At 42.6% G+C, this 13,931-nt stretch carries 16 protein-coding genes and 1 pseudogene; 11 read left to right on the top strand and 6 right to left on the bottom strand.

Features of this window, described 5'->3' with window-relative positions:
* The first annotated feature begins 2 nt into the window (after positions 1–2).
* The 7 genes from C2M33_RS03870 (at position 3) to C2M33_RS03840 (ending at position 5,014) form a co-directional block, all read left to right on the top strand.
* On the top strand, positions 3–662 hold the full coding sequence (locus tag C2M33_RS03870) for a response regulator transcription factor (protein WP_063703908.1): 660 nt from the start codon (positions 3–5) through the stop codon (positions 660–662).
* Complete coding sequence (locus C2M33_RS03865) at positions 662–1,972, top strand: ATP-binding protein (protein WP_063703910.1); 1,311 nt, start codon at positions 662–664, stop codon at positions 1,970–1,972. The genes C2M33_RS03870 and C2M33_RS03865 overlap by 1 nt, the downstream gene beginning before the upstream one ends.
* Before the next feature lie 19 nt (positions 1,973–1,991).
* Complete coding sequence (locus C2M33_RS03860) at positions 1,992–2,312, top strand: cupredoxin domain-containing protein (RefSeq protein WP_082874063.1); 321 nt, start codon at positions 1,992–1,994, stop codon at positions 2,310–2,312.
* Positions 2,296–3,045, top strand: a complete 750-nt coding sequence (locus C2M33_RS03855; RefSeq protein WP_233999094.1) for an iron transporter — start codon at positions 2,296–2,298, stop codon at positions 3,043–3,045. The genes C2M33_RS03860 and C2M33_RS03855 overlap by 17 nt, the downstream gene beginning before the upstream one ends.
* Positions 3,033–3,737 (top strand): hypothetical protein, encoded by a 705-nt coding sequence (locus C2M33_RS03850; RefSeq protein ID WP_063703917.1) that lies wholly within the window; start codon positions 3,033–3,035, stop codon positions 3,735–3,737. Before C2M33_RS03855 ends, C2M33_RS03850 begins: the two co-directional genes overlap by 13 nt.
* A 200-nt stretch (positions 3,738–3,937) precedes the next feature.
* Positions 3,938–4,147 (top strand): cold-shock protein, encoded by a 210-nt coding sequence (locus tag C2M33_RS03845; RefSeq protein ID WP_054553399.1) that lies wholly within the window; start codon positions 3,938–3,940, stop codon positions 4,145–4,147.
* Between the two features lie 138 nt (positions 4,148–4,285).
* On the top strand, positions 4,286–5,014 hold the full coding sequence (locus tag C2M33_RS03840) for a substrate-binding periplasmic protein (RefSeq protein ID WP_105173767.1): 729 nt from the start codon (positions 4,286–4,288) through the stop codon (positions 5,012–5,014).
* Here the strand turns inward: C2M33_RS03840 and C2M33_RS03835 are convergent.
* From C2M33_RS03835 to udk, 3 genes are all read right to left on the bottom strand, one after another.
* On the bottom strand, positions 5,011–5,742 hold the full coding sequence (locus C2M33_RS03835) for a substrate-binding periplasmic protein (RefSeq protein ID WP_105173766.1): 732 nt from the start codon (positions 5,740–5,742) through the stop codon (positions 5,011–5,013). The two genes, C2M33_RS03840 and C2M33_RS03835, sit on opposite strands and share 4 nt — an antisense overlap.
* 157 nt (positions 5,743–5,899) lie before the next feature.
* Positions 5,900–7,123, bottom strand: coding sequence for a NupC/NupG family nucleoside CNT transporter (locus tag C2M33_RS03830; protein WP_063703924.1), 1,224 nt, complete (start codon positions 7,121–7,123; stop codon positions 5,900–5,902).
* Positions 7,124–7,141: 18 nt separating this feature from the next.
* Entirely contained in the window at positions 7,142–7,771 is a 630-nt protein-coding gene (gene udk / locus C2M33_RS03825; RefSeq protein WP_054553619.1) for a uridine kinase, read from the bottom strand.
* A 191-nt stretch (positions 7,772–7,962) separates the two neighbouring features.
* Here udk and C2M33_RS03820 point away from each other — a divergent pair, with 191 nt between their 5' ends.
* The 4 genes and pseudogenes from C2M33_RS03820 (at position 7,963) to C2M33_RS03805 (ending at position 11,725) form a co-directional block, all read left to right on the top strand.
* On the top strand, positions 7,963–9,192 hold the full coding sequence (locus tag C2M33_RS03820; protein WP_062565403.1) for a phosphopentomutase: 1,230 nt from the start codon (positions 7,963–7,965) through the stop codon (positions 9,190–9,192).
* Positions 9,192–9,892: pseudogene (gene deoD, locus C2M33_RS03815) on the top strand (purine-nucleoside phosphorylase). The gene C2M33_RS03820 and the pseudogene deoD overlap by 1 nt, the downstream one beginning before the upstream one ends.
* A gap of 211 nt (positions 9,893–10,103) precedes the next feature.
* On the top strand, positions 10,104–10,844 hold the full coding sequence (locus C2M33_RS03810; RefSeq protein ID WP_105173765.1) for a ferredoxin--NADP reductase: 741 nt from the start codon (positions 10,104–10,106) through the stop codon (positions 10,842–10,844).
* A gap of 71 nt (positions 10,845–10,915) precedes the next feature.
* Complete coding sequence (locus C2M33_RS03805; RefSeq protein WP_105173764.1) at positions 10,916–11,725, top strand: nuclear transport factor 2 family protein; 810 nt, start codon at positions 10,916–10,918, stop codon at positions 11,723–11,725.
* Between the two features lie 444 nt (positions 11,726–12,169).
* On the opposite strand, the gene C2M33_RS03800 is transcribed toward C2M33_RS03805, so the two are convergent.
* From C2M33_RS03800 to C2M33_RS03795, 3 genes are read right to left on the bottom strand one after another with little or no spacing between them, the layout of a single operon-like run.
* Positions 12,170–12,997: a HipA domain-containing protein gene (locus tag C2M33_RS03800; RefSeq protein WP_233999093.1), complete on the bottom strand. Its 828-nt coding sequence runs from the start codon at positions 12,995–12,997 to the stop codon at positions 12,170–12,172.
* Between the two features lie 43 nt (positions 12,998–13,040).
* The gene (locus tag C2M33_RS21535; protein ID WP_233999092.1) at positions 13,041–13,385 is read right to left on the bottom strand and encodes a HipA N-terminal domain-containing protein; all 345 of its coding nucleotides are present in this window, start codon (positions 13,383–13,385) and stop codon (positions 13,041–13,043) included.
* Positions 13,372–13,671, bottom strand: a complete 300-nt coding sequence (locus C2M33_RS03795; RefSeq protein WP_063703937.1) for a helix-turn-helix transcriptional regulator — start codon at positions 13,669–13,671, stop codon at positions 13,372–13,374. The genes C2M33_RS21535 and C2M33_RS03795 overlap by 14 nt, the downstream gene beginning before the upstream one ends.
* Positions 13,672–13,931: the final 260 nt, after the last annotated feature.

The following is a 13,931-nucleotide window of genomic DNA, read 5'->3' as shown; positions in this document are numbered from 1 at the left end:
CTATGCATTTATTGCTCGTTGAAGACGACCATTTAGTGGCAGAAGGCCTGTGTCGTTCTTTACGTCAACAAGGATACAGTGTTGAACATAGTTCGACCGTTAAGTCAGCGATGCAATGGCTGCAAAATGATGAAATTGAGCTGGTAGTCCTTGATTTAGGACTACCAGACGGTGATGGCATCGACATTTTAAAACACATCAAAAAGCATCGTAAAAACCTGCCCGTGGTGATTTTAACGGCTCGGGGCAGTATTGATGATAAAGTCATGGGGCTAGATTTAGGTGCTGATGATTACCTTGCAAAGCCTTTTGATCCCGCAGAGTTATTTGCCCGTCTTCGGGTTGCCAGCAGGCGTGTGACCCAAGCTCAGACCAGCACTTTAAAAGTCGGTGATGTTGAAATGGACACCGCCGCTTTTACCGTGAGTTTTCAAGGTGAGCCAGTAAACTTGCCACGTAAAGAGTTTATGCTCCTTAAAGCCTTGCTAGAAAACCAAGGCCGCGTGCAATCAAAGCAGCAGTTAGAGAATAAACTCTATGAATGGGGCGAAGAGGTGGGGTCAAATACCATCGAAGTGCACATTCATCACTTGCGTAAAAAATTCCCAAAAGAGTTTATTAAAACCTTACGCGGCATTGGTTATGTGGTGGGTAAGCGCTAGTGTCAATTCGTAAAAGGCTGACTCTACTTATTTTGTCTATGGTGATCTTAACCTGCTTTTTGGCATTTACTAAAGGTTACCGTGAAAGTATGAATCAGGCTGAAGCACTGCTTGATAACGAGCTGGTAACGCTGGCGCATGTGTTACTCGAGCAGCCACTCAATAAAGAAGCTCCGGCCTATACGAGTGATCTACCGCAGTTATTATTTCAAGTTTGGGTTGATGACAGCTTGGCCTCAAGCTCAAAATCATTGCAGCATAACTCTAGCAATCAAAGTCAGTGGCAAAGCGGGTTTAGTGTTGAGAATTTGGCTGGGCAACGCGTCAAAGTGTATCGCTTAAGCGAAGGTAATAAGCGCGTGCTTATTGCTGAGCCTTTGAGTAAACGTGTGGCGCTAACCGAAACCGTGATTCTATCGGCCATGACGCCGCTGTTATGGAGTGTGCCTATCCTTGCTCTCCTTATTAGTGTGTTTGTAAAACAAGGGCTTGCGCCACTAACTCGGTTATCAAATCAACTTAAACACCGTCAAGCAAATGACTTTACTGCAATCCCTTGGCAAACCCCAGAGCAAGAAATAAAACCCGTAATTAGCCGCTTAAACGATCTATTCAAACGGGTTGAAAGTGCCTATTTACGAGAGCGCTTTTTTGCCTCTGATGCGGCCCACGAACTGCGTACCCCGCTCAGTAGTTTAAAGATCAATGTGCATAATTTAGTGGCTCAAGGTGTTGAGAGTGTTGAGCTTGATGCGATGGAAAAAGGCGTTGATAAACTGAGCAATATCGTTGAGCAAATGCTGATTTTGGGGCGTACTTATCCAGAGCAATGGCAAGCGCAATTTAGCCCCGTGTCGGTGTTAGAAATTAGCCAACAAGTTGTTGCACAACTTTATGATCGTATTGACGAAAAAGAGCATACCATTAGCATTGATGGCGATGATTTTATCATTGCCGGTGACGAATTCACCTTAGTTACTTTGTTTGGCAATTTACTGAGTAACGCCATAAAATATACCCCAGCTGTGGGAGAAATTTGTATTACGCTGAAAACCGAAAATAATCGTTTTATTTGGCAAATAGATGACTCGGGCCCAGGTATTGATGAAGCTCAAAAACAGCGCATTTTTAACCGTTTTTACCGTGTGGGTGGTGATAAACATCCATCAGGTGAACAAGGAGCCGGGCTTGGTATGGCCATTGTTGAACACATAGTCTCGATTTATAACGCTGATATTGCTTTAGCAGATAGTCACCTTGGTGGCTTGCGAGTGAGTGTCTCTTTTATGCAAGGAGATGTCAGTGAATAAATGGATTTTAGCGCTTTCTATGCTGCTACTATGTATGTCGTCTTGGCTTGCCTATGCCAAAGAGTACAAGCTGATTTTAAAAGATCATTTGTTTTACCCCGCTGAAATAACAGTACCTGCCAATAAAAAGTTGCGATTAGTTATCGAAAACCAAGATGACACCCCAGAAGAGTTCGATAGCTTTGACTTAAACCGTGAAAAAGTGCTCTACCCAGGTCGTACGAGTGTCATTTATATCGGACCGCTCAGCCCTGGACGTTATGATTTTTTTGGAGAATTTTCGCCTAATACGGCGCGAGGTACTGTCGTGGCTACGGAGGTGAATGATGCTGATAACTAGTTTATTAATGAGCATTAATCAGCTTTTACCTGTGGTTATTTTAGCTGTGCTTTTGAGTTTGATCGTGCCTTTAAGTCAGCGCCAGCTGAGTATTTATGCCGTTATTGGTACCCTGATGAGCTTAGTATTTGTACAAGCCGCTGCTTGGGTGAGTCAGTTATTTGATCACCGAGGCTTAGAGTTCATACAAATGCTGCTGTGTATAATGATTTTTGTCGCTGCACTGATGAGTTGTCAGCAACGAAAAATGGCGGCTGCACTGGCCTTGATTGCAACCATGACCTTGTATTTAAGCCATTACATGATCTATTTGGTCAGCTTTTGGCACAGTAAAGATACCGCTGAGCCATTGATACTCGGTACATGTTTAGGTGTGGGCATATGTATTAGTTTTGGTGTGTTATTGTTCTTTTTACTGGAAAGTATTGTCAGACGTGCAGGTGTGCAGCCTTTAGTCGTGCTGCTTGCCTTTAATGCAACAGCAAAGTTATTGATATTTCTTGATTTAGCAAGCCAGGTCGACTTACTTGACGTGACCTCAAATTATTTAGATTGGCGTGGGTTTTTAGTTGAAAACTCAGAGCTTGGGCGCGTATTAAAAGCCTTAGTGGGCTACGAAGCCACGCCGAGTAAAACAGCGCTCTGGGTGTATGTTATTGCTGCTGTAGTATTTATTGCCTTAGCGCGCGTTTTAAAAATTAAAAAGACAGAGGAGCCAGTATGCGGTTCTTAATAATTAGCTTAAGTTGCTTGTTGTTAGCAAGTGTCAGCCAAGTCGCGCAGGCAGATGGCATGGTGGTTGATAAAGTATATCACCCTTATGTGATGCCGTTTGAACGTGAGGTTGAGTGGCGTTTAGTGTCTCGGCAAACCGATAACGGTAATGTACTGGCGCAGCGAGGAGGCTTTGGTGGCGCAATTAACGACACCATGAGTCTTGAGGGCTACTTAGTTGGCGAACGAGATGATAACGGTGATTTTGGCTTATCTTCGTATGAGCTTGAGTTACGTTGGCAGCTAGTTGAGCAAGGCCGTTTATGGGCCGATTGGGGAGCGTTATTTGAGCTTGAAAAACAGCATAATATCGATGCATACGAAGCAACAACTGGGTTTTTATGGGAAAAAGAGTTTGGCCGTACAAGCCTGACTATGAACGCATTTTTAGTGTATGAATGGGGCGCTGATATTGCAAACGAGTGGGAGAGCGAGTTTCGCTTACAATACCGTTATCGCTATCGTTCGGCCTTTCAACCATCGATAGAAATCTATGCGGGAGAGGACTTTTTTGGGGTTGGTCCAGGCTTTATTGGGCTACACAGATTTAGCCCTAAACGCCAGTTAAAATGGGAAGCAGGTTTTATTAGTGAGCTTAGCCAATCAGGCAAAGATCATAGCTTTCGCTTGGCTTTAGAGTTTGAATTTTAATGTCGATAGTGTTTGACTTATCAAACTAACTCTATATAGTGGGCACCAGCTAGAAAGAAAGCGTGTAATTAATAAATCTTTATTTCGTTGTTGTATAAGTAATACTTGTAGTACCGTCCTGAAGTTTTTAAGTACCATCTCATTTTTTGCTACACCCGCCCACTAGGGCATGTTTAATTTTTTATATCAGGAATAATACTATGTCTAACATCGTATCAGGTACAGTTAAGTGGTTTAACGAATCTAAAGGTTTTGGTTTCATCGAGCAAGAAAATGGTCCAGACGTTTTCGCTCACTTCAGCGCTATCCAATCTGAAGGTTTCAAAACTTTAGCTGAAGGCCAACGTGTAGAGTTCACTCTTTCACAAGGTCAAAAAGGCCCTCAAGCGGACAACATCAAGCCGCTATAATTTTACTGAAAAGTAAAGTTGAGAAGAAGCAAGCTACGGCTTGCTTTTTTTATGCCTAAAAATTGACTGAGTTAATGAATATTTCTATATTTAATGCAGCTGTGTCATTAGAGTGTATTAATTATTTTAAAATATTTGTTGTTAGCGTGCCTAAGCTTTGCACCTGTAGTACTGGCAAAAGACAGTGTCATCATCTACACCGAGCAATTCCCGCCATATAATTTTTCGAACAAAGGGCACTTAGAGGGCATAAACCTCGAGTTTGTCAAAGCGATGTGTGTTGATGCAGACATTGAATGTCAATTCGAGCTCTTGCCTTGGTCTCGGGCATATCACTTAGCCCAGCAAAAGCCGCAATCAGGTCTTGTTTCTACGGCTCGTATACCCGATCGTGAAGCGCTGTTTAACTGGGTTGGTCCACTGGCTTCATCAAGTAACTTCTTTTATCGCTTACAATCAAATGACCGTATTAATCCCATCGATTTATCGCAAGTGAAAGATCATAGTCTGTGCGTGGTAAGAGACAGTATTTACGAAAAATTTGTTGAGAGTATTGGTTTTCGCAGTGAAAAAAATCTTCTCAAAGTGAGTCACTATTACGAGTGCATTAATTTATTTTTCAAAAATAAAATAGAGCTCATTATTGGCTCGGAGCTGTCGTTTAATTACCAATTAATGCAGTACGGTCACCAAGGGCGAGAAGTGGTTAAGTTGGTTGAGTTGCCACTAAATGGCACGATAGGTAACTTTCTAGCCTTAAATAAGGCTTTACCCGAAGAGCTTGTAAGCCGATTACAGGCAAGTTATGACAAGCTCAGTAAGCAAGGGTTATTAGAGACTTATATTGAGCAATACAAAGCGAATTAAGGTCGCTGTGCGAGCATCATCACCGCATTGTATCTTGGTGTCATGACTACCTCATTAAACGCTGCTTTTAAAGCATCGACGTAACGTTGGTCGGTATTAATATTTGCGGCAAGATAGCCTTTCATGGTTAAAAAGTCGATTGCATGAGCAAAGCTGAAACGAGCTTCATCCAGTGCTAACTGCTCAGCCATCGCCGCTATATAATTTTTATCATCAATAATTAAATCAACCTTGCCCGACATCAACAACTGATACGACTTATTGATATCAGAGGTATAAACCAGCGTATAACCACGCTCAGTTAAGCGTTGTGCCGCTAGGTCATGACGCTGAACCGCAATCTTATATTGCTTAGCTTGCTCGTTTGTAGTGATGTTTATATCGCTGCGAGTGGCTAATTTTACAAAGCCCATTTGATAGGTTGCCACTTCACCAATCCAATGAAAGTGCTGCTCGCGCTCAGCGGTTTTCGCCATACTGTAAATGAAAATGTTCGGTTTCTTCAGTGCCATATTGTAGGCACGGGCCCAAGGGTAGAGCTCTATATTCGCGTTCAAATTAGCTTTGGCAAAAATCGCTTTTACTAATTCGGTGCTCTCACCGGCAACTTGGTTATTGATTAAGGTCTGATTGGGTGGCGACAGTTCAGTCACAACGGTTAGAGTCGGCGTGCACAGTGCTGGCCAACTAAAGAAAATGATTAGTAAATAAAGTCGTAAATAGTTCATTTATGTACTTAAAAGGACTTAGTAATTAAATCTTAGCACATAAAACGATAAAAGGGCCTTGCGGCCCTTGGTGAAGTATCGTTCAAGTCAGATAGACCTTTAACCCCTTAAAGTCCTATCCTATTGTTTTGCAACTACGGCTCATCTCATTAAGTTTCTAAGCTAGCGAGAGGAAAAAACCTGCAATTGCTGCACTCATGAGGTTAGCCATAGATCCTGCTAACACTGCTCTGAGCCCTAAGCGTGCGATATCCTTTCGCCGACTAGGCGCCATACCGCCTAATCCACCTAGTAAAATTGCTATCGATGATAAGTTAGCAAACCCACATAACGCGAATGTGACAATCGCTTGTGTGTGCGCACTTAACGTATCGCGATAATTAATAAAGTCGAGGTAAGCAACAAATTCGTTAACTACCACCTTCTGACCTATAAAACTGCCTGCGATTACTGCCTCGCTCCACGGTACACCTAACAACCATGCAACCGGTGCGAATACATAACCTAAAATTTCTTGTAGCGTTAATGTTGGGTGATCAAACCAACCACCAATACCGCCTAATAACCCATTTAGAAGTGCAATAAGTGCTACGAAAGCCAGTAACATCGCACCTACGTTCAGTGCCAGTTGCATACCGTTTGCGGCACCTGATGCGGCTGCATCAATTACGTTAACCGGTTTTTCTTCTTGTACGTCTAAATCAGCTAAATCTTCTTTTGGTGTTTCGGTCTCTGGCACAATCATTTTTGCCATTAAGAAACCACCTGGTGCCGCCATAAAGCTGGCTGCAATTAAGTATTTAAGCTCTACACCAATTGTTACGTAACCTGCCATAACAGAACCCGCTACGGTAGCAAGGCCACCTACCATTACCGCAAATAGCTCTGACTTAGTCATGCTGGCGATAAATGGTTTAACAATCAATGGTGCTTCTGTTTGGCCAACGAAAATATTGGCGGTTGCAGAAAGCGATTCAGGGCGAGAGGTTTTCAATAGCTTTTGTAAGCCACCGCCTAGAATCTTGATTATCCAATCCATCACCCCGATGTGATACAACACAGCAACGAGTGCTGAGAAGAACACGATAACGGGCAATACTTGAATCGCAAAAATAAACCCTAAAGTATCTTGCGATGCCAGTGAGCCAAATAAGAAGCTAATCCCGTCATTGGCATAACCAATAACTGATGAGACGCCTCGAGACATACTTGCCAGTACGTTTTTGCCCACTTCGAAGAACAAGACAAAGCCACCAATTAACACTTGAAGTAAAAAGGCGATGCCCACAGTTCTTAAATTAATTGCTTTACGGTTCGTTGAAGCCGCAAAAGCAATGCCTAGTAGCACAACAATGCCTACTAAGCTCATAAATGTTGTCATACTGACTATTTCCCGTTGTTATTGTTGCAGTAAATATTTTATTTTACTTTTAATTATATCAATGGCAACGCGATTCATACCGCCGCGTGTGACTACGAGATCAGCTTTGTGCTTTGATGGCTCAATAAACTGATAAAACATAGGTCGCACTGTCGCTTGATATTGATCAACAACGGACTGTAATGTTCTGCCACGCTGCTCCATATCTCGTTGCATACGGCGCATAAGGCAGATATCTAACGGTGTATCAATGAACACCTTAATATCAAATTCTTTTCGAAGTGCCGGATCACTCAATAGCAAAATACCTTCAACGATAAGTACTTTTGCAGGTGCCACTCGACGCGTTTCATCGCTACGGGTATGCATTGCATAGTCATAAGTTGGTACGTCTACTGATTTTCCAGCGCGCAATTGAAGTAAGTGCTCATGCAAAAGCTCATGCTCGAAAGCATCAGGATGGTCGTAATTGGTTTGCGTTCGATGGTCAAACGGCAAATGCGACTGGTCTTTGTAATAAGCATCTTCTTCGATCACTGCGATCGCGCCCGGTTCAAGCTCATTGACTAATTCGTTATAAATCGTCTTGCTAAAAAGAGACTTGCCCGACGCAGATGCGCCAGCAATAGCTATAATTGTTCGTGTCACTAAAGTTCTCGCCCACACAGAAGGAAACATTGTTAGGTAGATCACAATAGCAAAAAAGACACGATTAATCTCTTTTGCTTCGCTTAGAGATGCAAATTTATAATGTTTCTGTTTTATGAAACAGGACTTATGTCCTGTACCAAAAATTCGAAGAGCATATAAAGTATTCACATATTGATAACGAGGTACCCATGGCAAGAGCACTCATCTTAATGGCAGATAGCCTAGGAATTGGCGCAGCACCTGACGCAGAGAAGTTTGGTGATGTAGGCGCAAATACCTTTGCTCATTTACTTAAAGCCTATGCAGAAGAAACAGGTGAGCACTTATCGCTACCTAATCTTACCCGTTTAGGTTTAGCTGATGCATGCGAAGCCGCAGGTAAAGAACCTTGTTTAGTCAGTGACCGCCAAGCACCTATTGGCGCATGGGGTTACGCTAAAGAGTTATCAAGTGGTAAAGACACGCCTTCAGGGCACTGGGAAATGGCCGGTGTACCTGTGTTGTTTGATTGGGGTTACTTCCCAAATACACAACCGTGTTTTCCACAAGAATTTGTTGATGAGCTAATTGCTCGCGCTGAGATTCCTGGCATTTTAGGTAACTGTTATGCCTCAGGAACTACTATTTTAGAACAGCTAGGTGAAGAACATATGCAAACCGGCATGCCGATTTGCTACACCTCAGTTGATAGCGTGTTTCAAATAGCCGCGCACGAAGAATCATTTGGACTGGAGAAACTTTATCAGGTTTGCGAAATCGCACGGGCGCTGCTTGATGAAATGAACATAGGAAGAGTGATTGCGCGGCCATTTTTGGGTTCGAGCCGTGACGATTTTGCCCGTACAGGCAATCGTCGTGACTATTCGGTGCTGCCACCGTCGCCAACCTTGCTTGATAAATTATCGCAAGACGGCGGTGAAGTGATCAGTATTGGTAAAATTGCCGATATCTATGCGCACCAAGGCATCACCCAAAAACACAAAGCGCCAGGGCTAATGAACTTGCTTGAGAAAACCTCAGAAGTGATTGCAAGCGCACCTGACCATAGTTTGATTTTTACAAACTTAGTTGATTTTGATGAAAAGTACGGTCATCGCCGTAATGCAGTTGGCTATGCTAAAGCATTAAAAGAGTTTGATGATTACCTGCCGACCATCTTAAATCAGCTAAATAGTGATGATGTATTAATTATCACGGCCGATCACGGATGTGATCCAACAGCAGCAGGCACTGACCATACACGTGAATACGTGCCAGTACTTGCATACCAACCGGGAATGACAAACACCCCGCTTGGAGAACGAGCTAGTTTTGCAGACATAGGTCAAACCCTTGCCCAGTGGTTTAATCTTCCTGCACTTGAATACGGTGATAGCTTTAACGACAAGCTATTAGCGAACAAAAAAGGAAACCAATAATGAGTACTCCTCATATCAGCGCCAATGTAGGCGAATTTGCAGAAACGGTATTAATGCCGGGTGATCCGCTTCGCGCTCAATACATTGCTGAAAACTTTTTAGATGACGCAAAACAAGTAACAGGCGTTCGTAATATGTATGGTTTTACCGGTACCTACAAAGGTAAGCCAGTTAGTATTATGGGTTCTGGGATGGGTATTCCATCAATTCAATTTATGCCCGTGAATTGATCGTTAGTTACGGCGTTAAAAATCTAATTCGTATTGGTACCTGTGGCGGTATTGGTAGCGATATCAAAATCCGTGACGTAATCTTTGCACAAGGTGCAAGCACAGATTCAAACGTAAACCGTGCGCGCGTACGTGGTTACGACTTTGCCGCAATTGCTGATTTTGGTTTACTACTTAACGGCGTAAACGCAGCAAAAGAATTAGGCATTGAAGCGAAAGTAGGTAATGTATTTACAACAGATACATTCTACCAAGCAGATAACACATTCTATCAAGAATTAGACAAGCTAGGCGTACTTGCTGTTGATATGGAAACAGCTGGCATGTACGGCGTAGCCGCTGAATACGGCGCAAAAGCGATGGCACTATTTACTGTGAGTGACCACGTAATCACTGGTGAAGCAACACCAAGTGAAGAGCGTCAAAGCACTTTTAACGAAATGGTTAAAATTGCTTTAGAATCAATTTAAATAAGTTCCTTGGTAACGTATTCACTGAAATTTGGAAACACGCCCAAAGTGAAGTGAGACTAACCTCAAAGCCGCATTTATGCGGCTTTTTTTATAACTGCAAGTTTACCACGCGTAAAATCCTGCCCGCATCTCGCATCCGACCCTTAAAACTTGAAAATTCAAGCAATTGTTGCCACCTTTAATAGAGGAACAACAATTGAGGATGTGTATGTCTAATTGGGTTGAAGCTAAGGTTAAAGACATTAAATGGTGGACTGAGTCATTATTTAGCTTAATCGTTAATGCTGATGTCGAACCATTCACGGCTGGACAGTTTACAAAGCTTGCAATGCAAGTGGGTGATAAACGTGTCGCACGTGCATATTCTTATGTGAATGCGCCGAATAATCCCGATCTCGAGTTTTATCTTATCAATGTGAAAGACGGGCAACTTTCTCAACAACTTGCGCAATTAAAGCCGGGTGACTCAGTGACTATAGAGCGCCGCGCGACTGGCTTTTTTACCCTTGATGAAGTGCCAAGCAGTGAGCAGCTCTATATGCTGAGTACAGGAACTGCGCTTGGGCCTTTTATATCAATATTAGAGCAGGGCGAAGTGTGGCAAAAGTTTGAGCATGTTCATTTAGTGCATGGAGTTCGTCTTAATGAGGACTTAAGTTATCAGGAGCGCATTAAAGCGCTACAGCAGCAGTACCCAAATCTTTACTATTCGCCTGTAGTCAGCCGAGAGTCAGCCACAATCGGTTTTAATGGCCGGATCACAGACGTAATTAAAGACCATCGTTTATTTGATGTAATTGGGCGCCCGACTGTACCTGATACCGCACAATTTATGATTTGCGGTAACCCACAAATGGTAAAAGATACCACGGCTATTTTGTTAGAGCTTGGTTTTAGCCGCAACAGACGCCGCGAACCTGGGCAGATCACAGTAGAGCAATATTGGTAAAAAACTATGCCAAACAGCTAGAATTTGCTACCTTAGCGCCTCAAATCAGGAATGATGCATTTAGGAAAAGTATGAAACCGTTATTTTTTGCAATCAGTTTATTATTCTCTTGGCAGTCAATTGCAAGTGACGAAACCACCGAACAAACCGAGCCTCAAACGAGCAATGAACAAAAAGCTGAAAAGAAGGACGTACCAAGTTTAGAGTTTATTGAAGAAAAGCCAGCAACAGAGCAAAAATCAGCGGCGGAAGCTGAAAAAACCACAGCAGAAGAAAAAGCGAAAGCTGAAGAAGCAGCTAAAACAACGACTGATACCACAACAAGCAGTGATGAACAAAAAGCCACTGCCGAAGCGTTAAAAGCGGTTGCAGAAGTCGATGACAGTAAAGTACTCGGTACACAAACCCCAGCACCTGCTGAGCAACCAAAAACAGTTGCCGAAAAACAGCAAGCAGTCGCAGAAGCAGAAAAAGCCGTCAACCAAGCTAAAGAAGCACTAACAGCTAAGCAGCAAGAAAAAGCGCGCCAGTCACGTGAATCAATGGCAGTGATTGAACAAGTTATCGCTGCGTACAACGCTCGCAACATTGATGCTTTTATTAAGATGTATGATGAAAACGTTGAGTTTTATACATTCCCGAATGAGCTTATGTTCACTGGTAAAGAAAAGCTTATTGCACGATACGGTATCATGTTCAAAAAGTTAAAGTGCATTAAGTCATCGCCAATTAAACGCATCGTACTTGGCAACATCGTGATTGATCATGAACTCTCTGAAACTTGTACACAAGACCCAAAAGTCGTCGACAAGCGCTCAGAGTTCGTCACCAGCTACAAAATAGAGAATGGCAAAATAACCAAAGTGTTATTCTTCCGATAGAAAAAAGAGCAGCTTAGCTGCTCTTTTTTTATGGGTGAAAGTTAGTGGGTTCAAGTTAGCAAGAGTAAAGTTAGCGAGTTACAAGGGGAAAGGTGCGAGGTAGCAGCGATTTTACATCGCGTTCTAGAACCTAAATCCTAGCGCCTATAACGCGGGATAAACCCGCTGCTACACGTAGGCGTGAAACTTGTTTCGCGCGTCTTACTGACCGCGCTTTTCTACGTTCAATTCGGTACTAAAGTACCTCCTACAATGCCTCGAACAAGGCTTTCATTGCAGAGATAAACACTCGACCTAAACAACCCCGCAGTTCGGCTGATATCTAATATCTGACCTCTAACGGCTAAAAGCCAGGGATTTTACATCGCGTCTTAGAGCCTAGAACCTAAACCCTAGCGCCTATGACGCGGGATAAAACGTAGGCGTGAAACTTGTTTCGCGCTATTACTCTTCATTTATTTCAGGAATTACACCTTTTAAGCGAGTGATATCTTCATCACTAACGTCGGCAAAATGTTTAAAGTGAGTCGGCCAATCTTTGCAATATTCTTCAATCTCTTTGATGATGTTTTTTGCTGCAGAATTTGCTAATCCAAATCGCTTAGCCTGAGATAAAAAATTGCTTTTACTTGCATAACGACCATCATCGCCAAAGCCAAGACCATGTTGTTTTGAGTTGTTGATTGGAGTGATGTCATAAGCTGGACTTAATCGCCAATTTTTTTGTGAAAATGAATATAGGAATGCATGATTGCGAGTGTGATCATCTGTATTACCAATATACGCATTGAACACCATTCGCTTAAACAACTCTTCAGCATCACCTGCATTTTGCATTGTTTGATGCCTTATAAATTCAGCTAATTGACCATATGAGTAGTCACTTGAAAGATCACTCATAGCAACTTTAGGTTTTTGAAGTAAGCTATTCGCACTTAAAAAGTGGTGTGTTGGTAACCCATTGCTAACATCAAACCGCTCAACAAGTAGCACATCACCGGTATGTGTTTTATGAATTAAGGTAGGAGCCGTTCGAATACCAAGCTGATCCGCCATTTTCATTGCAGCATGTTCAGCTCTGACTAGATTGAATAAATCATCTTGGCGATTGAATTTTGCTAAGTAGAGTTTGTTGTCAATTTGTATAGAGGTCTTCGGTCTAGCTCCCCCCATGCTTTGGCCAAACTCAAATGCTTTCTTAGCTTCATCAGAAATTGTTTTATTCGCCAGCAAGTCATCTTTAGCTTGGTCTAGCAAGGCTAAATCAGACAAGGTGTTTTTGTTAGTTTTATGCTTTGAGGCACTTCGCGAGAGACTAAAAACAAGAGCTCCTACGCCATACCCAGACCCAAGCTAATAAAAATTCTAACTCGTTTTTGGGTTTTGTAGTATGAAGCGAAAGAATTAACTTGCGCCCCCACGAGTCAGCTCCTGCATCACTCAATACGCCAAATAGACCTCTGTTTGCGCTGTAACTGAAAATCCCCGATTTTAATGGCAGATGTACTGGATCTAGAGCAAAGGCATCGCTTCGGGCTAAATAGCTCTTACCATAGTTGAACTCACCGCGACCTGATTGATTATCTAATTTAAAGTAACCACAAATAACGGGTTTTTCTTCTAAACCATCTATAAAGACATAGCACTCAGAAGTCATCATTAATTTCCTGTGGTGAATTTCGTTTGCGTTGGCGCGCATTGTAGCCACCTACGTCTGCAGCTAATTCATTTATTTCGTCAAGCAGTGCTCCTTGTAAGTTAAGTACAACCAGCGCTTCAAAAAGAATGTCACTTTTCACAACATCACCTTGCTCCAACTTTTGTACAGTTGAACGTGATACCCCAATCATTTTCGCAAATGTACTTTGCGTATAATGAAGTGTTCGGTGCTGGCGTATCAAATCGCCCAGCTTTTGTGCCATTTTTGCTGCCTGTTCAGAACGCATATTGATTACTTTTATAATCATTAGGTATTTAATGATTAGTTTAGCGGTATTTGGTGTTTTTGCAATAGAGGGGGATTAAGTTAGCAAGAGTAAAGTTAGCAAGTTACAAGGGGAAAGATGCGAGATACGAGATGCGAGATATAAGGTGCGAGATATGAGGTGCGAGATATGAGGTGAGGGGAAAGTTGCGAGATGTAGGAGGCGTTTTAACGCCGAACAAGTAGCAGCGATTTCACATCGCGTCCTAGGCTCTAGGACCT

The organism is Pseudoalteromonas sp. T1lg122 (assembly GCF_002964825.1).
GTDB classification, from domain to species: domain Bacteria; phylum Pseudomonadota; class Gammaproteobacteria; order Enterobacterales; family Alteromonadaceae; genus Pseudoalteromonas; species Pseudoalteromonas gelatinilytica.
The sequence above is the reverse complement of the archived record's forward strand: the minus strand, read 5'-3'. Positions and strand labels throughout refer to the sequence as shown.

Coding starts and splice junctions, on each gene's coding strand:
- C2M33_RS03870 (WP_063703908.1), top strand. CDS start 3: ATGCATTTATTGCTCGTTGAAGACGACCATTTAGTGGCAGAAGGCCTG.
- C2M33_RS03860 (WP_082874063.1), top strand. CDS start 1,992: ATGCTGCTACTATGTATGTCGTCTTGGCTTGCCTATGCCAAAGAGTAC.
- C2M33_RS03855 (WP_233999094.1), top strand. CDS start 2,296: ATGATGCTGATAACTAGTTTATTAATGAGCATTAATCAGCTTTTACCT.
- C2M33_RS03850 (WP_063703917.1), top strand. CDS start 3,033: ATGCGGTTCTTAATAATTAGCTTAAGTTGCTTGTTGTTAGCAAGTGTC.
- C2M33_RS03845 (WP_054553399.1), top strand. CDS start 3,938: ATGTCTAACATCGTATCAGGTACAGTTAAGTGGTTTAACGAATCTAAA.
- C2M33_RS03835 (WP_105173766.1), bottom strand. CDS start 5,742: ATGAACTATTTACGACTTTATTTACTAATCATTTTCTTTAGTTGGCCA.
- C2M33_RS03830 (WP_063703924.1), bottom strand. CDS start 7,123: ATGACAACATTTATGAGCTTAGTAGGCATTGTTGTGCTACTAGGCATT.
- C2M33_RS03820 (WP_062565403.1), top strand. CDS start 7,963: ATGGCAAGAGCACTCATCTTAATGGCAGATAGCCTAGGAATTGGCGCA.
- C2M33_RS03810 (WP_105173765.1), top strand. CDS start 10,104: ATGTCTAATTGGGTTGAAGCTAAGGTTAAAGACATTAAATGGTGGACT.
- C2M33_RS03805 (WP_105173764.1), top strand. CDS start 10,916: ATGAAACCGTTATTTTTTGCAATCAGTTTATTATTCTCTTGGCAGTCA.
- C2M33_RS21535 (WP_233999092.1), bottom strand. CDS start 13,385: ATGATGACTTCTGAGTGCTATGTCTTTATAGATGGTTTAGAAGAAAAA.
- C2M33_RS03795 (WP_063703937.1), bottom strand. CDS start 13,671: ATGCGTTCTGAACAGGCAGCAAAAATGGCACAAAAGCTGGGCGATTTG.